Source organism: Paenibacillus brevis (assembly GCF_018919145.1).
Lineage (GTDB): Bacteria > Bacillota > Bacilli > Paenibacillales > Paenibacillaceae > Fontibacillus > Fontibacillus brevis.
On record NZ_JAHLQJ010000002.1, the window covers coordinates 171,263 to 193,608 of the forward strand.

At 51.4% G+C, this 22,346-nt stretch carries 19 protein-coding genes; 15 read left to right on the forward strand and 4 right to left on the reverse strand.

The window, feature by feature from the left end; all coding sequences use genetic code 11:
- Window positions 1–144: 144 nt before the first annotated feature.
- A complete protein-coding gene (locus tag KQJ23_RS02960) occupies window positions 145–1,539 on the forward strand; it encodes a sensor domain-containing diguanylate cyclase (protein ID WP_216477190.1) in 1,395 nt (464 codons plus the stop codon).
- Between the two features lie 80 nt (window positions 1,540–1,619).
- On the opposite strand, the gene KQJ23_RS02965 is transcribed toward KQJ23_RS02960, so the two are convergent.
- Window positions 1,620–1,916 carry a hypothetical protein gene (locus tag KQJ23_RS02965; RefSeq protein WP_216477191.1) on the reverse strand — a complete coding sequence of 99 codons (297 nt, stop codon included), beginning with the start codon at window positions 1,914–1,916 and terminating at the stop codon, window positions 1,620–1,622.
- Window positions 1,917–1,989: 73 nt separating this feature from the next.
- Complete coding sequence (locus tag KQJ23_RS02970) at window positions 1,990–4,656, reverse strand: putative bifunctional diguanylate cyclase/phosphodiesterase (protein WP_216477192.1); 2,667 nt, start codon at window positions 4,654–4,656, stop codon at window positions 1,990–1,992.
- Window positions 4,657–4,818: 162 nt separating this feature from the next.
- Between KQJ23_RS02970 and KQJ23_RS02975 the strand changes: the two genes are divergently transcribed.
- A complete protein-coding gene (locus KQJ23_RS02975) occupies window positions 4,819–5,772 on the forward strand; it encodes a 1,4-dihydroxy-2-naphthoate polyprenyltransferase (RefSeq protein WP_216477193.1) in 954 nt (317 codons plus the stop codon).
- Window positions 5,773–5,867: 95 nt separating this feature from the next.
- Entirely contained in the window at window positions 5,868–6,968 is a 1,101-nt protein-coding gene (locus KQJ23_RS02980; protein WP_216477194.1) for a Gfo/Idh/MocA family oxidoreductase, read from the forward strand.
- Between the two features lie 270 nt (window positions 6,969–7,238).
- Here the strand turns inward: KQJ23_RS02980 and KQJ23_RS02985 are convergent, their stop codons facing one another.
- Window positions 7,239–7,745 carry a hypothetical protein gene (locus KQJ23_RS02985; RefSeq protein ID WP_216477195.1) on the reverse strand — a complete coding sequence of 169 codons (507 nt, stop codon included), beginning with the start codon at window positions 7,743–7,745 and terminating at the stop codon, window positions 7,239–7,241.
- Between the two features lie 253 nt (window positions 7,746–7,998).
- Between KQJ23_RS02985 and KQJ23_RS02990 the strand changes: the two genes are divergently transcribed.
- The 3 genes from KQJ23_RS02990 (at window position 7,999) to KQJ23_RS03000 (ending at window position 10,001) form a co-directional block, all read left to right on the forward strand.
- Entirely contained in the window at window positions 7,999–8,922 is a 924-nt protein-coding gene (locus KQJ23_RS02990) for a prenyltransferase (protein WP_216477196.1), read from the forward strand.
- 58 nt (window positions 8,923–8,980) lie between these two features.
- On the forward strand, window positions 8,981–9,709 hold the full coding sequence (locus KQJ23_RS02995) for a DUF6081 family protein (RefSeq protein WP_216477197.1): 729 nt from the start codon (window positions 8,981–8,983) through the stop codon (window positions 9,707–9,709).
- Window positions 9,710–9,818: 109 nt separating this feature from the next.
- The gene (locus tag KQJ23_RS03000) at window positions 9,819–10,001 is read left to right on the forward strand and encodes a hypothetical protein (protein WP_216477198.1); all 183 of its coding nucleotides are present in this window, start codon (window positions 9,819–9,821) and stop codon (window positions 9,999–10,001) included.
- Between the two features lie 101 nt (window positions 10,002–10,102).
- Here KQJ23_RS03000 and KQJ23_RS03005 read toward each other — a convergent pair whose 3' ends face one another.
- Window positions 10,103–10,231 carry a DUF4023 family protein gene (locus KQJ23_RS03005; protein ID WP_216477199.1) on the reverse strand — a complete coding sequence of 43 codons (129 nt, stop codon included), beginning with the start codon at window positions 10,229–10,231 and terminating at the stop codon, window positions 10,103–10,105.
- Between the two features lie 315 nt (window positions 10,232–10,546).
- Here KQJ23_RS03005 and KQJ23_RS03010 point away from each other — a divergent pair, with 315 nt between their 5' ends.
- The 9 genes from KQJ23_RS03010 to gltC all read left to right on the forward strand — a co-directional run bounded on the left by KQJ23_RS03010 (window position 10,547) and on the right by gltC (window position 22,301).
- Window positions 10,547–12,010 carry a catalase gene (locus KQJ23_RS03010; protein WP_216477200.1) on the forward strand — a complete coding sequence of 488 codons (1,464 nt, stop codon included), beginning with the start codon at window positions 10,547–10,549 and terminating at the stop codon, window positions 12,008–12,010.
- A 151-nt stretch (window positions 12,011–12,161) separates the two neighbouring features.
- Entirely contained in the window at window positions 12,162–12,965 is an 804-nt protein-coding gene (locus tag KQJ23_RS03015; protein ID WP_216477201.1) for an ABC transporter ATP-binding protein, read from the forward strand.
- Between the two features lie 3 nt (window positions 12,966–12,968).
- A complete protein-coding gene (locus tag KQJ23_RS03020) occupies window positions 12,969–14,654 on the forward strand; it encodes a hypothetical protein (protein WP_216477202.1) in 1,686 nt (561 codons plus the stop codon).
- Window positions 14,651–15,031 carry a nitrous oxide-stimulated promoter family protein gene (locus KQJ23_RS03025; protein WP_216477203.1) on the forward strand — a complete coding sequence of 127 codons (381 nt, stop codon included), beginning with the start codon at window positions 14,651–14,653 and terminating at the stop codon, window positions 15,029–15,031. Before KQJ23_RS03020 ends, KQJ23_RS03025 begins: the two co-directional genes overlap by 4 nt.
- A gap of 218 nt (window positions 15,032–15,249) precedes the next feature.
- Window positions 15,250–16,656 carry a cytochrome ubiquinol oxidase subunit I gene (locus tag KQJ23_RS03030; protein ID WP_216477359.1) on the forward strand — a complete coding sequence of 469 codons (1,407 nt, stop codon included), beginning with the start codon at window positions 15,250–15,252 and terminating at the stop codon, window positions 16,654–16,656.
- Window positions 16,643–17,659, forward strand: a complete 1,017-nt coding sequence (cydB, locus tag KQJ23_RS03035) for a cytochrome d ubiquinol oxidase subunit II (RefSeq protein ID WP_216477204.1) — start codon at window positions 16,643–16,645, stop codon at window positions 17,657–17,659. The genes KQJ23_RS03030 and cydB overlap by 14 nt, the downstream gene beginning before the upstream one ends.
- Window positions 17,659–19,395: a thiol reductant ABC exporter subunit CydD gene (cydD, locus tag KQJ23_RS03040; RefSeq protein WP_216477205.1), complete on the forward strand. Its 1,737-nt coding sequence runs from the start codon at window positions 17,659–17,661 to the stop codon at window positions 19,393–19,395. Before cydB ends, cydD begins: the two co-directional genes overlap by 1 nt.
- Window positions 19,392–21,179 carry a thiol reductant ABC exporter subunit CydC gene (gene cydC, locus KQJ23_RS03045; RefSeq protein ID WP_216477206.1) on the forward strand — a complete coding sequence of 596 codons (1,788 nt, stop codon included), beginning with the start codon at window positions 19,392–19,394 and terminating at the stop codon, window positions 21,177–21,179. The genes cydD and cydC overlap by 4 nt, the downstream gene beginning before the upstream one ends.
- 219 nt (window positions 21,180–21,398) lie before the next feature.
- Entirely contained in the window at window positions 21,399–22,301 is a 903-nt protein-coding gene (gene gltC, locus KQJ23_RS03050) for a glutamate biosynthesis transcriptional regulator GltC (protein ID WP_216477207.1), read from the forward strand.
- Window positions 22,302–22,346 lie beyond the last annotated feature (45 nt).

The window sequence follows — 22,346 nt, forward strand, 5'->3', positions numbered from 1 at the left end:
CAGTGATCGGATGCACGATGTGTATCCGATTTTTGCTGTGCGGATATATAAAAAAACTATACCCTTATAATTCCCAAAGGTGTAATATAGAAGGAAGCACTTAGTTCTTTTATACTATTTATTTGAGAGAGTGTGGCTAGGGAAATGAGTAAACTGCAAGAAACTCAGCGCAGAAATATGCTGATGATCAAGCTTGTTTGGGGCTTTTATATCATTACTGTCGCAGTGAACTTGATTGTCGATCAAAGTGTATATGTACTGAACCCGCCGGTAGGCTTGCTGCTGGGCGTTGTTCTAACGTTCCTGATCATGCGGCGTATAGCACCGGAAGCCACAATGCTCCTGCTGATTACCGCGTTGTATACCTTCCTGCTGCTTCTAACGATCAAACACCCCTTTGTCGTCAACATGATCTTCCTGGGACTGCTCCCGATGATTACGCTGCTCTATATGAATCTGAAAGCAACACTTCTGTCGGGCACCCTATATACGGTTACCTCCAGTTATCTGTTTCTATTGAAGCATGATGACTTGTTCCCTGGCGCAGATAAGACGGATGTGGTCTATTTCATGATCTATGGGGTGTTTGCATGCGCTTTCTCTATTCTCTTTACGAAATTCGTGCAGTCGATCTGGAAGGGAGCACAGCAAAATGCAAGGCAGCTAGGTCATGTGCTGGACAGTGTGGATATCGCTACCTGGACGCTCGATATGAATGAAGACAGTGTTCTCGTATCGGAAGGGATAACGCAGATTACAGGCTATCCGGCAGAGCACTTTCGAACCAGCTATCTTGCTTTGACGGGAATTGTAATCCCAGAGGACCAATATTTGATTGCACAGGCCCAGAAAGAGCTGCTCATTAATAAACGAAGCGTCACGATTGAATGCCGCATTCAGCGTGTTGACGGTTATTATCGGTGGATTCAGGTTCGAGGTACGCCTCATTATAATGATTATGGGCATTTGGAACGGCTGGATGGAGTTATCATCGACATTACTGAACGCAAGCAATTGGAAGATCGGGTGGCGTACCTTGCCTATCATGATGAATTAACGACACTGCCTAAGCGGGCGCTCTTCAACATGCAGTTTGAGCGCTGTATTGAAGAAGGAATATCGAAGCTGACCGTTTTGTTCATCGACCTGGACAATTTCAAAGAGGTAAACGATGCTTATGGCCACAGTGCCGGAGATATGCTCCTTAAAGAAATTGCCGGAAGGCTGTCGGGGATCATTCGAGATTCGGATATGGTCTGCCGCCTGGGAGGAGACGAGTTCCTGCTGCTGCTGGTAGGCAGTGATGCGAGGGACGCTTCCAGAGTGGCAGAGCGGATCATCGAGAGTCTGTCTCGTCCGTTCTACTACATGGGATGCTCTCTTATTGCGACTCCGAGTATTGGCATCTGTGCATATGAGGGTGGGCCATGCGATCTGGATAGTATGATCCGCAGAGCGGATGAGGCTATGTATGAGGCCAAAAGGGAAGGCCGGAACCAGTATTCGATATTTACCGAGATCACCGAAATTGCAAGATAAACCAAGCGTACTTACATAAGCGCTAATCATAGCACAGCCTTGAGACGATCCGTCTCAAGGCTGTATTCGTTGCAGGAGTTCTAATCCCGGTTACCAAGCTTGCGGTCATAGTAGATCGCGCCAAGCCATTGGCCGGCGGCAAATAGAACAAGCATTCCGAGCAAGACAAGAAATCGGTTATCCCCCTTGCGAAGAATAAGCTGGAGCATGAAGAGCAGAACAGTGATCTCTGTCCACATAAGCCCTCGCTTGCGCAAGGCTTTATAATCATACTTGCCCGAGCCCATCTTACGCAGATTCAGCCAGGATACGACAATCAGCACTCCCAAAAAGATAAAAGCACCGATCCAGTCTTCTCGTGCAATGGAGTTCAGCAACGTAGGTCCTCCCGCCTGTTATGTGTGTAGTTCCTGAATAAATTGTAGCTGATCGCCCTCTGGGCCGCAATGGTTATGCAATCCAGTGCTTCACGAACATGATGAATTCATAGCTTGGCAACGGCTTGCTGAAGAAGTAACCCTGGAATTGATCACATTCCAGCTCGGTCAAATACTCCAGCTCTTCGGACGCTTCAATCCCCTCGGCAACGACCTGGAGATCCATGTGATGTCCAAGCTCAATGACCGCCCGCACAATCGACGATTTCTTCGAATCTTCGAGCAGACCGCTAAGGAATGAACGATCAAGCTTCATCTCCGATAATGGCAAACGATCAAGCTGGCTTAACGACGAGTATCCCGTCCCGAAGTCGTCCATGGAGATATGAATTCCCATCTGCCTTAATTCCTCAAGCACCTTCACACTGTATTCCACATTACGGATCAGCATGCCTTCGGTGATTTCCAGCACGAGGTATTGCGGCTCGAGTCCGGTCTCGCGGAGGGTGCGGGTGATCATGGAAATGAGATTATTCTGGTAAAAGTGTCTGGCTGAGATATTCACGGCGACAGGGAATCTGGCCAGTCCTTCATCTTGCCATTGCTTATTCTGGCGGCAAGCCTCACGCAGCACCCATTCATCGATATCCAGAATGAGACCCGAATTTTCCGCCAATGGAATGAACTTGTCCGGAGGCACGGAACCGAGATCCGGGTGCAGCCAACGAAGCAGGGCTTCTGCACCGATAATCTCTCGGGAAGCGGCGTCGATCTTCGGCTGATAGTAGAGCCGAAATTGGCCGCCGTGCAAGGCCCGGCGAAGGTCGGCCTCCAGCTGCATGCTCTCAGCCCGTTCATTTTCGACTAAGTTGTCATAGAAATGGTAGAGGCCATCTCCTTGCTCTTTGGCTACGTACATGGCAATATCGGCGTTGCGCATGACTTGTTCCATGCTGAAGCCGTCGAACGGATAGACGCTGATGCCTACGCTTACCGTAATATACTGCGGGCGTCCTCCAATGTCGAACGGCTCGTCGAGCAGCCGGCAGATTTGCTGCGCCACCTCCTGCACGTCCTGGATATCCTCATAATGAAGCACGAACAGGAATTCATCCCCGCTCAACCTGAACAGCTTGCATGCCTCCGATACAAGTGTAGCGAAGCGGGCGGATACCATGCTGATAAGCAGGTCGCCTATGGAATGGCCAAGGGTATCGTTCACCTGCTTGAACCGGTTCAGGTCTGCAAACATGACCGCGAAGGGCCGTTTCGGCTCCTTGTCGCTCTCCAGATTCAGGGAGCGTGTATATTCCTTGAAATGCAGCCGATTCGGCAAATCGGTCAGCATATCATAGTAAGCCAGCTTATGGAGCTTCTTCTCTGACTTGAGCAGTCGTGAGGTCTGCTCCTCCAACAGCAGGTTATTCTGTAGGGAGTCCTGAAGCATATGAACCAGCTTGTTGGACATCATACGGAAGTTGCGAATGAGCGAACGCACCTCATAAATCCGGCTCTTAGGCCACGTCACCTGTTGGGAGGAGACCAGCTTGTCGGGCAGGTTGGTCGTCATCGTGGTCAGTTGAACTAGGCTCCGGAGAATTCGCTGGGTTAACAGCTTGCCTACGGCGGAAGCACAGAAGAACAGCAGGACAAGGACTAAAAATTGGTTCAGGTGCTGGGCATAGATCTCCGCGCGGTAGGGAGCTAGAGGAACCAGAATGTCCAGCCCCAAAGGAAGCGGTTTCAAATCTGATTGAAAAATATATTGTGCGCCATCCCATCTTTCCAGGGGCATCATGATCCTTGCCTTCTGCTCAGAGAGATAAAAGTTGGATGGCCGGTTTAAGGAGTACACCGGATCCATCATAGAGGAAGCTGATCTTGATTCGTTGCTGCGTTCAGACAGAGTAGCGCTATCCGCTATAATTTCATTCTGTGGTCCGCTTAGGATGATTCGATAGTCGTCCCTGGAGCTGTATCGCTCAATGAGGGATTTAAGTTCTTGTTCCTGCAGCGGGGTGAGGCTTAGCCCGCCATCCGCATAGGAGATATCACTGCTGTTGATATCCATCGATATATGTTGGGCCGTATTGGATGCCAGTTGCTCAGCATAGCCGGAGACAGAGCTTTCCGCGGTACGGCTGTTGTTCACAGCATAGAACAGGAAAGGCAGAGCAATGCAGACGCTAATGATTTGAAAGAGGATTCTGCTGAAGGTTAACGGAGCCTCGCGAATCGTAAAGCCCTTTTTTATCTGAACGACGGGCAAATACCTGCGCAGAATATCGGCAACGAGCACATTGGCTAAACCATTGGTTACCGAGACGAAAATCATTAACCAGCATTCGATAGAAACGCTATGGTCTTTTACGAAATAGACAGCCAGAATTAAGGGTCCTCCAATACATAGCCAGAACAGGCTATCCGCCCGCAGCATCGCATCCTTCTTGGATTGGCGCAGCAGCAAGCCGACAGCAATCAACTCCAGCAGGAAGACCGCACGGAAATAAGGAGCTCCCATGCCCCAGATAGAAATTCCGTACACAAGAACAGCGACAGGCAATCCAAGATATAATCCATAGCATCGGATCATCATCAGGAGCACAATATTGGTGAAGACCAGAGATATGCCGAAAATCAGGTGCAACTCATTTGCTTCAAGGACAAGGGCCAAGGCCGCCAAGGCGGTGAACCAGCCTGCCAGAAGTAGAGGAAGATATTTCTTCTTATGCTGCAACATACCTAAATTGCCCCCTAGGATGACAGATCTTTCTACAATCTTTTCTACATGGAGCAAGAGGATTCCTTTTTTTTCGTGATGTTCTGACATCCCATGTCGTAATGCAATATAATAAGCTAAGATGCGAGAGGATCAAGAGAGAGAGAAGGAGAGACAACATCTATGTTTATTGTAAAATACTTAAAGCTGGTTGAGATCCAGACGAAGGTTGCCAGCATCATTCCTTTCATTCTGGGAACGTTGTATGCTGTCTACCGGTTTGGGGACTTTGAACTTCTGCATTTTGCGTTAATGCTCATCTCATTACTGAGCTTTGATATGGCGACAACGGCTATTAATAATTACTACGACTATATAAAAGCCAAGCGCAAGCACGGCTACGGATACGAAGTGCATAATGCGATCGTTCAATACAAAATGAACCCTAGAGGAGTAGCGGCAATCATTATAGTATTGCTTATCCTCGCAATCGGAGCAGGCTTGTGGCTGTTCATGGAGACGGGCTGGCTGCTTCTGCTGCTGGGAGGATTATCCTTTGCAGTCGGCATTCTGTACTCCTTCGGACCGCTCGCTATCTCCCGGATGCCGCTCGGCGAGATTTTCTCCGGATTGTTCATGGGATTCGTCATTCCTTTCGTCTCTGTCTACATTCATGCACAGGACAAGCTGGCAAGTCTTGACCTGGATATTCAAAGTCTGACGGTGACCCTGCACGTGGATTTATTGGAGACACTGCTGATTCTGCTGATCTCCGTCCCGGCAATATTCGGAATTGCCAACATTATGCTGGCGAACAACATTTGCGATGTTGAGGATGATATCGAGAACAGACGGTATACCTTGCCGGTCTATATTGGCAGACCAAGGGCCATTCAATTATTCCGCTGGCTGTATTATGCCTCCTATATCGATCTGATCGTATTGATCATGTTGAAGGTGCCTCTTCTTCTGGTCATTCTGGCGCTTGCTACGCTGATTCCTGTTCGGAAAAATTTAATCAGATTTGCTGATAATCCGGTCAAGCAGTATACATTCAAGCTGGCGGTTCAGAACTTCGTGCTGATCTCGACAGGCCGGATTGTGATCCTGGCTCTGGCCTTGCTATTTATGCTCTGAGCTGCAACTGAATTGAATATTCTATAAATAGACGGTTATGAACAACAACTTCTAGAAGGAACAGAAGACTCTGACGAATGTGGGAGATGAGACGGATGCAAGAAGTGATAGCAGGGGGACAAGGAAAGTGTACCTTCGGTATTTTGGGAGGAGGCTGGCGCTCGGAATTTTACCTTAGGATTGCCAAGGCTTTGCCTGAGCTGTTCGAGATTGGCGAGATGTGGATGCGGGATAACCGGAAGGCCCGGGAAATGGAATTAAAGTGGGGAGTGAAAGCTACCTCGGATCTGGAAGGCTTTCTATCGCGAAGAGCATTTGACTTTGCCGTAGTGTCCTTGCCTCGCGATGTGGCCCCGGAATATATCATTCGGCTGTCGGAAGCCGGAATCCCTGTATTGACGGAGACGCCGCCTGCAGACAGCCTGGAGGGATTGGGGAATTTATATCAGCGGACGCATTCCGGTCAGGGGATCCAGGTCGCGGAACAATTCATTCGCCAGCCCCTGCATGCGGCCCGGTTAGCTGTAGTGAAGTCGGGAATAATTGGCGGCGTATCGCATGTTCAGGTGTCTTCCGGACATGGCTATCATGGCATCAGCCTGATCCGCCACTTGCTTGGCGTCGGGTTCGAAGAGGCGGAAATATCCGGTGAGCAGTTGGTCGCCCCGATTATTCAAGGCCCGGGAAGAGCAGGTTGGCCAAGCGAGGAGCTGCTGGTGGATTCGAGGCAGGATCTTGCTTTGCTGAAGTTTGGCGGCAAGAGCGCAGTGTATGATTTTTCCTATGACCAGTATTTCTCGGCAATCCGGCAAAATCGGGTCCTGATTCGAGGGTATCGGGGCGAAATGGAAGGAACGGATATCCGTTATCTGAAGGACTACCGTACACCTGTAGCGATTCAAATGCAGCGTGTGGATGCCGGGCAAGCCGGAGATTTGGAGGGTTATTACCATAAAGGGGTTCTGGCTGGCGGAGAATGGGTATATCAAAATCCATTTCCGGGAGCAAGGCTAAGTGACGAGGAGCTTGCCATGGCCTCATGCCTGCTGGATATGGCGGCCTATACTGCCGGGGGGCCCGCTTTCTACAGTCTGGCGGAGGCCTGCCAGGATCAGTATCTGAGCCTGCTGATGGGCGAAGCTATCCGGACCGGGCAGACCATGATCTCCGAGCGGCAGGTTTGGGCTGAAGCGTAGGGGAAGGCAAGAGCGCAGCAACAGCCATACGCATTTGTTTCGCCTAAACAGAAGATGGGCTATTTGAACAGATTCTGTAAAATTCCGACCAAGTCTGCATTATACACACCAAATTGCAAGACTGGAAACCAGTCTCTTAACACAAACAGGGCCTCCCGCCAAATCAAGTCTTTTGGGAAAGCCCTGTTTTGCTGTTCAAGAGATTGACTCAGCATCGAATCTTGCAGATTCTTGCAATTACCCTTGAAACTTTTTCTTTGAACTCGCAATTTAAAACTTTCTCTTCTTCGGAGATAGCATCACACCTGCACCAATTGCGATTAATGCAATCGCGAGCAAAGGCTGGCCGAGAATGGTCTTGTTGTAGAGAGAGCCCAGGGAGAAGACGGCGAAGAACAATACCGATAATCCGCCAAGGATGTTGATCGGAATGAGCAGCCATTTATTCCGATTTCCGAACCAGTAAAATTCAAACAGGCCGACGGCAGGAGCAAGAAGGAAACCCGGCCATAAATATTGCCAGCTGTCAAACAGCGTGGCAATCTGGCAGACGACGCCGACGGTAAACAGTATTCCCCCGGGAATGAGCAGTCCGGTTGTTCTATGGTTGCTTAGCGAGAAGTACAGCCAGTGGAAGAACAAGCCTAGCGGAATAATGAACATCGTAGCCCAGAAGGTGCCGAATAAGGTTCCGGCATCGATGGCCTCTTTGCGGAAAAAGAATAGATAGATCCCCAGTAAAATCAATACCGGGCCAAGCCAATTTTTACGGTGCATGCACATACTCCTTCACTTATGTAATGGATATAATACAGATTACTATATTCGAAGCCCCGATGCTTCCGTCTCCAGGGTAGATGATCGCTGGACTTTAGTCTAGGATTTGGGTGTAATTTACAGATAGATTACTTCCGGCCAGGAGCTAATGACACCGGTCAAAATTTACCCATTCCATCGCAGAGAAGTTCAGGTATAATTAGAGTGTGATATTTTTAACACTCTATATTATGAAACGGGAGATGAACTCAGCTTGAATACATGGACAAACTTCAAGAAAGCATCCCGATTCCGGGTCATTCCGGTCATGCTGGTTCCTGTCTTTCTTGGCGCCCTTGGCGCTTTTATGTGGAAAGGAGAGTTCCACCCCTGGCTGTTCGTACTTACTCTGATCGGTTCAGCCTCGGCGCACCTATTCTCCAATATGATCAATGACCTGTGGGACTACCGCAGCGGAGCAGATACTTTGGCCCAGGAGACGACAGATGCCATCTCGACCAATTCAGGTTATTTGGCAGGCGGCAAAATGAGTGAGCGAACCTTTGCCCAGTTAGCTTGGTCCCTGTTCGGACTGGGGATCCTGAGCGGTGTCATACTCAGCCTCTTCAGCGGTTGGCTCGTCATGGCATTCGCTATTCTCGGAGGGCTGATCGCTTATTATTATGTTGCACCGCCGATCCGGTTCGGCTACCGGGGCAAGGGATACGGCGAGGTGGCAATCCTGCTGTCCTTCGGAGTGCTGCCTGTCCTCGGCTCCTATTATGTGCAGACCGGGAGCTTAAGCTGGGAGGCGGCGTTATTATCGATGCCCGTCGGGTTGCTTACCACCCTGCTCTTATTTAACCATCATTTTCTGCATTGGCAAGCGGATAAGCAGGCAGGGAAGAATACGCTGGTTGTCGTGTGGGGAGAACAGCGGGCCCTGCGCTTCTCGAAATGGCTGCTCTTCCTCGCCTATGGCTTTCTGATCCTATGTGCCGTGATCGGTTTGGTTCCGTTATATGCGCTGCTGGCGCTGTTGACGGCGATTCCGCTTTACCGCATTTACGGACGGCTCGGGGCGCATAATCCGTCTTCGGCTTATCTGCCGCTGATGGGAGCCTCCCTGCAGGCTTCGATCCGCTGCGGGCTTATCATGATGGCAGCATTGCTGGTTCAAGGCTTGATCCAACTGTAGCTTGACGCATCTTGTATAAAAGGGCGGGACAGAATACCAATTAGGAGGATTATCATACATGGAACAGGTAAAAGTCTTCGGCGATTTTCATACGATCCTAAATGAGGGACAAGTCTGGAAAATGGGCGGTTTTCCGCTTCCGGACGGGAGCTTCTGGGAGTACCGCGAGCCGGAAGCAGTCGTTATTGTACGCAACGGCATCCTGTATGTGCGGGCACCATTGAGCCGCCAGCATCATCAGGTGCAAATTCTGGACAATGCCAAGCATATGTATTATTCGAATGAAGAGGTCGTCATTCCCGAGGAGGGCGAGGTCAGCTTCGAGCTTCAAATCCGAGCCCGGACGCAAAATACCGCACCGGGAGATCTATATGACGGCTATGTATCGCTGAATCTGCTTGATTTTTCAACCGGAGCTGCATTGGACTTCTTCGCAGGCAATGATAAATACGCCAGTGTCTATGCCGTGCTTCAATTCCCGGGAGTGACTGTACCGGATACCGGCAAGACCAAATACTTCTGTGTGTTCAAAGAAGATACGGACTTTAAGCCGCGCGAATTCAATACGTACAAAATTACGTACAACCGCGCAATAGATGAGGTTATTTTCTATGTTAACGGTCAGGAGGTTCGTCGGGAGAGCGGCGTGCCCATCAAGTTCAATCGCTTCACCATTGCCCTCGGCATCATGACGGAGAAGGATATTTCGCCGGAGGGCAGTGTTTCCGTTCATGGCCAGGTGGTTACTGCTGAATGGTCGCCGGTGACGGTAACGATTAAAGAGTAGGAAGCACAGCTTGGAGCTTCGCCCTCGTTCTCAAGACTGGCGCATAAAATCTTTCCGTCTGTCACAGCCTATTGCTTGAATACAGATATTCATGGCAGGAGGGTGCAAAATGGGAAAGCGTGATAAGCAGAGCCGCCGGGACGGAAATGGCAGCAGTAACGGACAGAATGCCCCGTCTGGAAATGGCGGAGAGGGCCGGGCTGGCCGGTTAAGCCAGATCAAAAATCATAAAGGACCCGGCGATGAGGCTCTCAATGAGTTCATCTCCGGCGAGGATCTTTATGATCACTAGCTTGCATTGGCGGATCAACACGAAGGGCTGCTCCTATCTAATAGGGCAGCCCTTCGTGTTGATCGGTATCGGTAAGCGAAGCAAAAGTAGACCGAAAAATGTTACTTTTTGGTTCCATGCTGCTTATTCGGCAATTGGCTGGAAGGGGTGCCTTTCCCATGCTTGCGGTTCTTGGCGTCCTTGTCCTGCTTATCGTGCACCTTCTCCACGAATTCATGCAGATTGTCCATTATCCAGGCTTCCTCCTTATCGGCGAGTTGAGTCGTTCTTAAGAATACACCCATTACTATGCGTAGGTGCATATCAATTCATGCGAAATAAATGCTTGTACATCAAAATCCTTCCCCGAGAAGCAGTGACAGCTGCTTGCTCCCGGAGGGATTTTTTGCGTTCGTCGCAAATGAGAATGAATACCAAGGTTAATCGCGCAATCCTTCACCTTTCCCTCATGCAAGCTTCATGAAGCAGGCTGGCAGAGGATGCTACAATAAAAACATAATTTAGACCAAGTCTAAGTATAATGATAACCGGAGGGTGATGAATAGATGAATAACAGAATGACCACAAACCAAGGAGCACCAGTAGGAGATAATCAGAATTCCCGGACAGCGGGACAAGGAGGCCCGACTCTGCTGGAGGATTATCATCTGCTGGAGAAGCTGGCCCACTTTGACCGCGAGCGGATTCCCGAGCGGGTTGTGCATGCTCGCGGAGCAGGAGCGCATGGGGTGTTCGTGACCGAGCGCAGTATGTCCGAGTTCACAAAAGCGCAGTTCCTGCAGGAAGCAGGGCGTGAGACGCCGGTACTTGTCCGCTTCTCGACGGTAATCCACGGGCAGGGTTCCCCGGAGACGGCCCGGGATCCTCGCGGCTTTGCTGTTAAGTTTTACACTGAGGAAGGCAACTATGATCTCGTAGGCAATCATTTGCCCGTCTTCTTTATTCGGGACGCGATCAAATTCCCTGACATGGTGCATTCGCTTAAGCCTTCCCCCGACACGAACATTCAGGACCCGGCGCGGTATTGGGACTTCATGACCCTGAGCCCCGAGTCGACGCATATGATGACCTGGCTGCTGTCGAACAACGGAACACCGGCGAATTACCGACAAATGGATGGGTTTGGTGTGCATGCCTTCAAGTGGATTAATGCGGAAGGTAAGACCGTCTATGTAAAATACACCTGGAAATCCAAGCAGGGGGTTCGCAATCTAACTGCGGATGAGGTCCGCGAGGTTCAAGGCGGCGATTTCAACCACGCAACGCGTGATTTATACGACCACATCGCACAGGGTGATTTTCCGCAGTGGGAACTGAATGTACAGCTGCTGCCTGTGGACGACCTGGATCTGTGGAGCTTTGATCCGCTTGATCCAACGAAGGTGTGGCCGGAGAGCCATTATCCGCTTATCCCTGTGGGGACGATGACGTTGAACCGAAACCCGGACAATTTTTACGCGGAGGTAGAGCAGGCGGCATTTTCTCCAAGTGTACTGGTGCCGGGCATCGAGCCATCCGAAGACAAAATGCTGCAGGGCCGCCTGTTCTCCTATCCGGATACACAACGATATCGCCTGGGAGCCAACTATTTGCAGATCCCTGTCAATTGCCCTTACGCACCGGTTCGTAATCACCAACGGGACGGCTTGATGAATGTGAAGCAGGATCCTTCGCCGGTGAACTACGAGCCTAACAGTCTGGAGAGCAGCCCGAAGGAGGACCCAAGCTATAACGACAGCGTAGTTCCGGTAGACGGAATGATCGGCAGAGCGAAGATCGCGAAGACCGATGATTTTACCCAGGCCGGCGAGCTCTATCGGGGCTTTACCGAAGAGGAGCGCAACCATCTGATTGCGAACATGATCAATGATCTGAAGCAAACCAATGAACAGATTCAGCTTCGTGCCATCTGCAATTTCTTCCGTGCCGATACCGAATACGGTATGCGGCTCGCCCAAGGGCTTGGCGTGGACATTTCCTCCTTCACTCGGCTGCCGTCCCAGCCCTAATACCATCATCGAAAGAACCGGTCTTTCCAGGAGCCGGTTCTTTTTTTTGTTCGTAATGTGATAGGAGTCCGTGCTTTTTTACCGTTATTCCTTCATAATTAGAGATTAGATAATTATGGAAACTCACTCATAGTGGAAAGGGTGGAGATGAATGACTTATCGGTTCGACGGTAAAAGCTCGGAGCCTGTCATCAGGATCCGCGATTTGCGGATGAAGTTCGGAGATCGATACGTGCTGAACGGCATTGATTTTGATGCGTATCCCGGACAAATTATAGGCTATATCGGACCTAATGGGGCCGGCAAAAGCACCACGGTAAAGATCATGCTCGGACTGGTGGAAGGCTATCAGGGAGAAGTACGGGTATACGGGGCAAATCCCGTTGACGGCGATACAGAGTACAAACGACGCATCGGCTATGTGCCGGAGACCGCAGATATTTACGATACGCTGACCGCCCGCGAATATTTGACGTTTATCGGCGAGCTTTACGGCCTGTCCATGGAGACTGCCGAAAGCAAGGCGCGGCGCATGATGGATCAACTTGGGCTCAAAGATGCAGCGAATGCCAGGCTTTCTACCTTTTCCAAAGGGATGAAGCAGAAGGTGCTGATCATTTCGAGCCTGCTGCATAATCCGGATATTCTGTTCCTGGACGAGCCGCTTAGCGGGCTTGATGCGAACAGCGTGATGGTCGTCAAAGAGCTGCTGGCCCTGCTGGCTGCACAAGGGAAAACGATCTTCTATTCCTCGCATATTATGGACGTTGTCGAGAAGATCAGTCATCGAATCATTTTGCTGGACGACGGGAGAATCGCAGCTGACGGAAGCTTTGAAGAGCTGAAAGGCCAGAATTTGCAGGGCTCGCTAGAGCAGATTTTCAATCAGATTACGGGATTTAATGAGCACCATGAGATCGCCGAACGATTCGTATCGATTGTGCAAGAGGTGTAGCAAATGAAGGAAATGAAATTTTTGCAGATTCTGGATCGATTTAAGAGCTTGCTGGAGAAGCAAGGCATCGATTATCCCGTGATGCGGCGCATTTTGCAGACCAAGCTGCTGATGGACGGGAGAAGGGCCCCGACCATTGTCGGCAAGTCCGGGAGAAACCGCCAGGGCCGTCATGTCCGCGATGCCGATCATGATAAGAATCAGTTCTTTGGCTCGTTGTGGCTCTATTTGCTCTTTGGAGGATTTACCTCCCTATTTGTTCTGAACGGCGACAATTATATTTTTCAGATGAGCCTTGTGTTCGGAATTTTGATGTTTATGATTATGACCTCGCTTATCTCGGATTTTTCTTCGGTGCTGCTGGATATCCGGGACCGAAGCATTTTACAAACCAAACCCGTGAACCGTAGAACGATCGCGATGGCGAAGGCCTTGCATATTTTCTACTATTTGTTTTTTCTAACAGGTGCGCTGGCCGTCATTCCTCTCGGTGTTGGACTATTCCGTCACGGAGTAGGCTTCTTTCTGATCTTTGCGGTGGAGCTTGTGCTGATGGATCTGTTGATCATTGCGCTGACCGCGATGCTGTATCTGCTTGTGCTTCGTCTGCTTGACGGCGAACGGCTGAAGGATCTGATCAATTACGTGCAGATCGGGCTTACGATCGGGATCGCTCTGGGGTATCAGTTGTTAATCCGGGCATTTGAGTTCATAGATCTGCAAGCGGTAATTCAATTTAAGTGGTGGCATTATCTGATTCCCCCGGTTTGGTTCGGAGCACCTTACCAGATGCTTCTTCAAGGAGATTACCGCACGGAGATAGCAGCAGCTTCAGGCCTTGCCCTGCTGGTCCCTGCTGTTGCCGGGATTATCTATGTCTTGCTGATGCCATCCCTGGAGAAGAACCTGCAGAAGCTGGCTGGCCCGGGTGCCAGTCAAAGAGAGGGAGCAGGAAGATGGGTGAACAGACTCGCCCGGATGCTATGTCCGGAAGGGCAAGAGAGGGCTTTCTTCCGTTTTGCCTGGAGGATGATGGGCAGCGAGCGTGAGTTCAAGCTGAAGGTATACCCTAATCTCGGCTTTTCGCTGATCTTTCCGCCGATAATGTTGTTTGCGATGGGGATGCAGGATGGATGGGCGAGCCTGCGGGGGACGCAGCTTCATCTCTTCATCTATGGCTGTGCCTTGTTAATGCCGAGCCTGGTCTGGATGCTGAGGTATTCAAGCAACTATAAGGCTTCATGGATATATCGCACGGCACCGGTGAGCAGCCGCATCCCGATTCAGCGAGGAACGCTGGCCGCCGCGGTCGTACGGCTGTTGTTGCCGGTCTATGCGCTTGAAGCCGCATGCTTCATGGTGCTCTTCGGTGCAGGGATCATTCCTGATCTGCTCGCGGCAGGGCTTGGGCTCCTGGCCTACGCCGTGATCTGCTTCTTAGTTGTGAACAACAAGAGCACCTATCCGTTTTCGGAAAGGTTTGAAGCAGCGCAATCGGGTGTAAGCTTAAAGATGATAGGCCTGATGCTGATGCTTGCGGTATTTGGCCTGTTCCATTATATCGCCGCCCAGTTCAGCTTCGGCCTATTGATTTATATTGCGGTATTGCTCGCAGCCAACTGGTTCTTGTGGTTGCGGGGATTCGGCGGTCCAAAGCTGACGGGACAAGCGGACGGAGGTCAAGCATGAATGTGACAGAACAGCGGGGGGCCAGCCGGACGGGAGAACGGCACAAAGAAATCGATGGTCCGAGAATCCGGCGGGAGAAGACGACCGTCAAGCGCATGATTTCCATGTATTGCAAAATCAAGCATCCAGCAGCGAGCATGGACAATGAGCTATGCCCAGAGTGCCGGAAACTGTCCGACTATGCCTCGAACCGGCTGACTTACTGCCGGTTCGGGGAGGACAAGTCCTCCTGCCGTTATTGCGAAGTACATTGCTATGCTCCCGATTATCAGCAGCGCATCCGCGAGGTGATGCGCTTTACTGGCATGCGGATGCTATGGAGACATCCCTGGTTGACCCTTCGGCATATGACAGATGAACGGCAAAGCAGGAAATGAATTTATAGAAGCCTTATGGTCACAAATCTTTCAAAGATGGAGCGTTTGGAGAAAACCGCGGCAGATCAAGGGATTCCCTCTGGCGTTCACGAATGTGACATTTGTCATGTGATTCTTGTCACAAAATTATTACTTTTAAGCCGTTCATTTTCATTTTGCCGTGATAGAATTCACATTAGTTAAGAATTAATATCGAGAGAAGAAAGAGGGAGTAAATGATGGATCCGTTGATTCTAGCGCGGCTTCAATTTGCAGCGACAACGATTTTCCACTACTTTTTTGTCCCGCTGAGCATCGGTCTTGTTGTGTTGATCGCAATTATGGAGACGCTGTATGTGGTAAAGGGCAAAGAAGAATACAAGAAGATGACCAAGTTCTGGGGCAAGCTGTTTCTGATCAACTTTGCCGTAGGGGTTGTCACAGGAATCATCCAGGAGTTCCAGTTCGGGATGAACTGGTCGGATTATTCGCGGTTTGTGGGTGATGTGTTCGGTGCGCCGCTCGCGGTAGAGGCCTTGTTTGCTTTCTTTATGGAATCTACCTTTATCGGTTTGTGGATTTTTGGATGGGACCGTCTATCGAAAAAAGTACACTTGCTCTGCATTTGGCTGGTAGCCCTCGGAACGACCATGTCGGCGTTCTGGATCTTGGCTGCTAACTCGTTCATGCAGCGTCCTGTGGGCTTTACGATTAATAACGGACGGGCGGAAATGAATGATTTCTTCGCCTTGATTACGAATGGACAGCTCTTGGTGGAATTCCCTCATACGGTACTCGCCGCATTTGCGACCGGGGCCTTTATGATCACAGGGATCAGCGCCTACAAGATGCTTCGCAAGCAAGACGTGGAATTCTTTAAAAAGTCGTTCATTATTGCAGTAATCATGGGTCTTGTATCCTCGTTCGGTACGGCATTGGCCGGCCATCAACAGGCGCAATATCTGGTTGAGACACAGCCGATGAAGATGGCTGCCTCCGAAGGCTTGTGGGGGGAGAGCGGAGACCCTGCTCCTTGGACGATTTATGCCCATATTGATACGACTGATCAGAATAATAGCTTTGAGATCAAGGTTCCTTATCTGTTAAGCTTCTTGTCCTATAGTAAATTCGACGGCGAAGTCAAGGGGATGCTTGAGCTTCAGAAGGAATATGAGCAGACTTATGGCCCTGGCGATTATATCCCTCCGGTCAAGACGACGTTCTGGAGCTTCCGGATCATGGTTGCCGCAGGAAGTCTGATGATCCTGCTTACCATGTATGGCTGTTATCTGGCATGGCGGAAGAAGCTGGATCGTCCGAACACCTGGTTCTACCGTGCGATGCTGTGGAGCATATCGCTTCCGTTCATCGCGAATACGGCTGGCTGGATTATGACCGAAATCGGGCGTCAGCCATGGACGGTATTTGGCTTGATGCAAACGAAGGACAGTATTTCGCCTAGTGTTACCTCCGGACAGATCCTGTTCTCATTGATTTCATTTTCTACCATTTACACGGCTCTGGGCATCGTCATGGTGTACCTGTTCCTGAAAGTCATCAAGAAGGGGCCGAATGCGGTCGACCTGGATCATGATGATCATGGCAGCGATCCATATGCGAAGGAGGGATACCATGCTATCTCTTAATGAGCTCTGGTTTGTTCTGGTAGCTGTATTGTTTATCGGATTCTTCTTTCTGGAGGGCTTCGATTTCGGAATTGGAATGAGTACGAAGTTTCTGGCTAAAAATGATACAGAAAAGCGCGTCCTGATCAATTCGATCGGACCCTTCTGGGACGCAAATGAGGTGTGGCTGATAACGGCAGGCGGTGCGATGTTCGCGGCGTTTCCGAATTGGTATGCCACGATGTTCAGCGGCTACTATACTCCGTTCGTCGTATTACTGCTTGCACTGATCGCACGCGGGGTTGCCTTTGAATTCCGTGGCAAGGTGCTGAATGAAAAGTGGAAGGGCGCATGGGATATTTCGATTTTCATCGGCAGCATTATTCCACCATTCCTGCTCGGCGTTGTCTTCTCCGGTCTGCTTAAGGGACTTCCGATTGACGGCCAAATGGAAATGAAGGCCGGCCTGTTCGATATGGTTAATCTGTACACCCTGGTTGGCGGAATTACGGTGGTCATGCTCTGTCTGGTACATGGACTGCTATTCGCTACACTGCGCACTACAGGCAGTCTGCAGGAACGGGCGCGGAAGCTTGCCCATAAGCTCCTGATCCCTCTTGCGGCATTGTTAGTTCTGTTTGCGATCATGACTTACTTCCAGACAGATATTTTCAAAGTGCGCGGCTTGATTCTTAGCATCATGGCGGTTGTAGGGGTTGTCTGCTTCTTGCTGGCAGGCAGATTCCTGCAGGTGAAGCGCGATGGCTGGGCATTCGGCATGACAGGCGGCTTGATCGCGCTTGCGATCTCCGGCGTCTTCGTGGGGCTGTTCCCGCGGGTCATGGTGAGCTCCATTAATGAAGCCTTCTCGCTGACGATTCATAATGCGGCATCCGGGAGCTATTCCCTGAAGGTGATGACCATTGTGGCATTGACCTTGCTGCCATTCGTATTGGGCTACCAGATTTGGAGTTACTTTGTCTTCCATAAACGGGTTCACGAAAAGGAGCATTTGGAGTACTAATGGGTCGCGGATTAATGAAATACAAGGGTATCATTCCGGTGATGGGAATCCTGGCCGGGCTGACCTTGATTCAGACGATAGCCATACTTATGCAGGCAAAATGGCTGGCGGAGGTGATCTCCGCCCTGTTTGCCGGCGGCAAGCTGCAGGAACAGGCCGGCGGAGTCGGTCTGTTCCTGCTTGCTTTTGGGCTGCGCCAATGCAGCGGTCTGCTCATGCAGAGAACAGCGGCGCGGTTCGCAGAGCGTACGGGCCTGTCTCTTCGGAAGCAAATGCTGTCCCGGCTGTTCGAATTAGGCCCGCGCTATGCGGGTAAAGAAGGGACGGGCAATCTGGTTACGCTTGTTCTGGAGGGCGTCACGAAGTTCCGCACTTATCTGGAGCTGTTTCTGCCCCGAATGCTGGCGACCGGCATCACGCCGGCACTGGTGTGGATCTACGTGTTCATGCTGAACAAAAATTCCGCGGTCATTCTCTTGTTGACGTTTCCGATCATCATTGTCTTTATGATTCTGATCGGAATGACTGCGCAGCGTCATACGCTTCGACAGTTAAAAACCTACAAGCAGCTCTCTAATCATTTTGTAGATTCTTTGCGGGGATTAGAGACATTGAAATTCCTTGGTCGCAGCAAGCAGCATATTTTGTCCATCGAGAAGGTCAGTGATTCTTACCGGTCTGCAACGATGAAGACATTGAGAGTTGCGTTCCTGTCTTCCTTCGCACTGGACTTCTTCACCATGTTGTCGGTGGCTTCGGTGGCCGTCAGTCTTGGGCTGCCTCTGATCGAGGGAGACATTGAATTACTTCCGGCCCTGACCGTACTGATCCTGGCTCCGGAGTTTTTCCTGCCAGTACGCATGGTGGGGGCGGATTATCATGCCACACTGGATGGGAAGGAAGCCGGAGAATCCATGGAGAAGATCATCTCCGCAGCAGAGGAAGAGGCTGCGAAGACAGCTCCGATCCCGGGAAATGTCTCCTGGACATGGACAGAACAGAGTACCTTGCAGCTGCGAGGTGTGGGTGTTCAGTATGAGCAGGAAGGACGGGCTTCACTGGATGCGGTAGACTTGACGCTGAAGGGATTAACCAAGGTCGGCATTATTGGCGAGAGCGGGGCGGGCAAATCCACGCTGGCCGATGTGCTTGGAGGCTTCCTGCGTCCGACCGCCGGCAGTATCGAGTTGAATGGAAGCCCGCTAGGCGATCTTTCCGCTGCGCCTTGGCGGGAGCAAATCACCTATATCCCGCAGAAACCGTATATATTCAGCGGCTCACTTGCGGATAATATCCGCTTCAATAAGCCGGCTGCTTCCCTGGATGACGTACGCCGCGCTGCAGAGGCGGCAGGGCTTGGAGGCCTTGTCTCTGGACTGCCGAACGGGCTGGATGAAATGATCGGCGGCGGAGGGCGCCCGCTCAGCGGCGGGCAGGAGCAGCGGGTCGCGTTGGCTCGGGCGTTGCTGAGCGACCGGCCGATTATTGTACTCGACGAACCCACCGCCCATCTCGATATCGAGACAGAGTATGAGCTGAAGGAGACGATGCTACCGCTGTTTGAAGGCAAGCTGGTCATCATGGCTACCCACCGGCTTCATTGGATGAAGAACATGGACGTGATCGTGGTGATGGATCAAGGACAGATCGTTGAAATAGGCACGCATGAAGAATTAATCCTGGCCCGTGGAGCTTATTATGCATTGGCCAGCTGGCAGAAGGAGGACGGCCGATGAGACGGGATTCGTGGATCGCACCTTATTTCAAAATTTATACCGGACGCTTCGTGCTGTATCTCATTCTTGGCGTGCTTACCCTGCTGGCAGCATCCATGCTGATGTTTACCTCCGGGTTTCTGATCTCCAAGTCGGCAACCCTGCCGTATAATATACTGCTCGTCTATGTGCCGATTGTAGGAGTTCGCACCTTCGGGATTGGCCGTTCGGTTATTCACTACGTGGAACGGCTGGTCGGGCACGATACCGTTCTCCGCATTTTATCCAAGATGAGAGTCCGCCTCTACCGGATGCTGGAGCCTCAGGCATTGCTTATCCGCTCCCGGTACCGGACCGGAGATATCCTGGGTGCGCTGGCAGACGATATTGAGCAATTGCAGAATGTCTATATCCGCACGGTATTCCCAAGCCTGGTCGCTATCGTGCTTTATGGGGCGGCGATTGCCTTGCTCGGATTGTTTGATCTTCCGTTTGCGCTGCTGATGGCTGCGTATATCTTTATTCTTGTGGCGGTCCTGCCCTATATTTCGCTTAAGCTCACCCGCAGTCTGGATAAGGCAGTGAAGGAGGAGCGCAACGGTCTGTACAGCAAGCTTACGGATGCCGTGATGGGCATTGGAGATTGGGTGATTAGCGGTCGTCCCGCCGACTTTCTGAGCGAATATGAGCAGGATGAGGCAGCGGTTACCCGCAAGGAGCGGAAGCTTAAGGCATGGGGCCGTGCCCGTGCTCTGATCGGTCAAATGGTCATTGGGCTAGCAGTCATTTCCATGATTTATTGGACGGGCGGAGAGGTCGCCGCAGGTGAATTGGATCGAGTGATGATCGCGGCCTTCGTGCTGGTGGTCTTTCCGTTGTCCGATGCTTTTCTGCCCGTATCGGAGGCTGTGCAGCGGCTGCCGGAATATCAGATGTCGCTGGCACGGCTGGAACGGATCTCCGGCTCAAGCCCGGATGGAGCAGCCTCGGAAGGAGAGGCTGCTTCCATTCCGGCCGGGATTAGCGAGGAGGAGATTCGGAGCGCTTCGCAAAGCGCCCGTCTGAGATTGACTGAGGTGCGCTTCGCCTACGATGCAGGCATGGAACTTGAAGGAGACGGTGCCTATTCCGTCGACGGAGTATCCCTGGACATCTCCCAAGGCAAACGGGTGATGATCATCGGGCGCAGTGGAGCCGGCAAGTCGACGCTGCTGAAGCTGATCCAGGGTGCCTTAGCCCCCTCCGGGGGCGAGGTCACCATCAATGGCATTCCGGCTGCGGCCTATGGCGACGCCGGAATGCCCAAGGTCATCTCCGTGCTGAACCAGTCCCCGCATTTGTTCGACACGACGGTGGCGAACAATATTCGGCTGGGACGGAACGATGCGGAGATGGCGGAGATTACGCACGCAGCGGAGCAGGCACAGCTTGCGGAACTGATCGCGGGTCTCCCGCAGGGGCTGGATACGCCGATGCGGGAGACCGGGCAGCGCTTCTCCGGCGGAGAGCGGCAGCGCGTCGCCCTGGCGCGCGTGCTGCTGCAGAATACGCCGGTGCTGGTGCTGGACGAGCCGACCGTCGGGCTCGACCCGAGAACCGAGCGCGAGCTGCTGTCGACGATCTTCGAAGCGACCGCAGGCAAGACGCTCGTCTGGGTCACGCACCATCTGGCCTTCGCCGAGCAGATGGACGAGGTAATCTTCATGGAGCATGGGAAGATTCTGATGCGGGGAACACATACCCAACTCATGGCGCGTGAGCCGAGATACCGTAATTTATATCATCTTGACCGTCCGTTGGACTAGGAGGCGACTCCGAATTTCGGTATTTGAAATCACATGAATAATATAGCAACACTAAGATCTCGTCCGCGCCTCTGCTTGCATGCGTAAATTGGGCGAGTCTTTTTGAATTCTCTTGAAGAGCCTTCCGTTCTTCCTCTTTACCCGCTATAATGGGGTTTAATATCTGGAACTTGACGCGGGTTGTCAGGGTTTGGTGAAGAAGGATTCGGGGGTGGGACCGTGGAACTGAGGCAAATCCAGTATTTTATCGAGGTTGCGAAGCTGGAGCATGTGACGGAGGCGTCTTATGCACTGCATGTGTCGCAGTCAGCGGTGAGCCGGCAGATTTTCAAGCTGGAAGCGGAGCTTGGAGTGGATTTGTTCGTGCATGAAGGACGCAAGGTCAAGCTGACGCCGATCGGGCGATTGTTTCTGAAGCATATGGAGCAGTTGATGAGCGTGATTGAGCATTCAAAGCAGGAAATCAGCGAATATCTTGATCCTGAGCGGGGGATAGTTCGAATCGGCTTTCCGAGCAGTCTCGCCTCGCAGCTTATTCCCCGCGTAGTCACGTTGTTCAGGGAGCGGTACCCGGCAGTTCATTTCCATCTTCAGCATGGCTCCTATAAGGAGCTGGTGGAATGGGTGATCGGCGGCGAACTGAATCTGGCTGTGATGGGCCCTGTGCCGACCAATGAACAGCAGGTTCGGAGTACCATTCTATTCGAGGAGAAATTCGTGGCGCTCCTTCCGGCAAACCACAATTTGGCCCACAGCAAGTCTGTGCTTTTGGATGGTCTGAAGGATGACCTGTTTGTGCTATTTCCGGAGGGGTTCATTCTTAGGGATCTTGTTGTCGAAGCCTGCGCGAAGGTGGGATTCAAGCCGAGAGTAACCTTTGAGGGGGATGACCTTGATGCCATCAAGGGACTTGTGTCTGCCGGTTTAGGCCTTACTGTGCTGCCAGAAATTGCCCTTGGAGAACATATCCCCTCTTCCATTGTCGCGGTTCCGATTGCAGGACCGCAGGTGAAGCGGGATGTGGGAGTCATTGTCCCGATCAACCGGGAGCTTCCGCCAACCGAGCGGTTGTTCTTCGACTTCTTGCAGCAGATAGGTGCAGAATGGACGCAAGCAGATTGAACAGTGCTTGAACTAAACTCGACAATAAACAATATATAGGTTGAA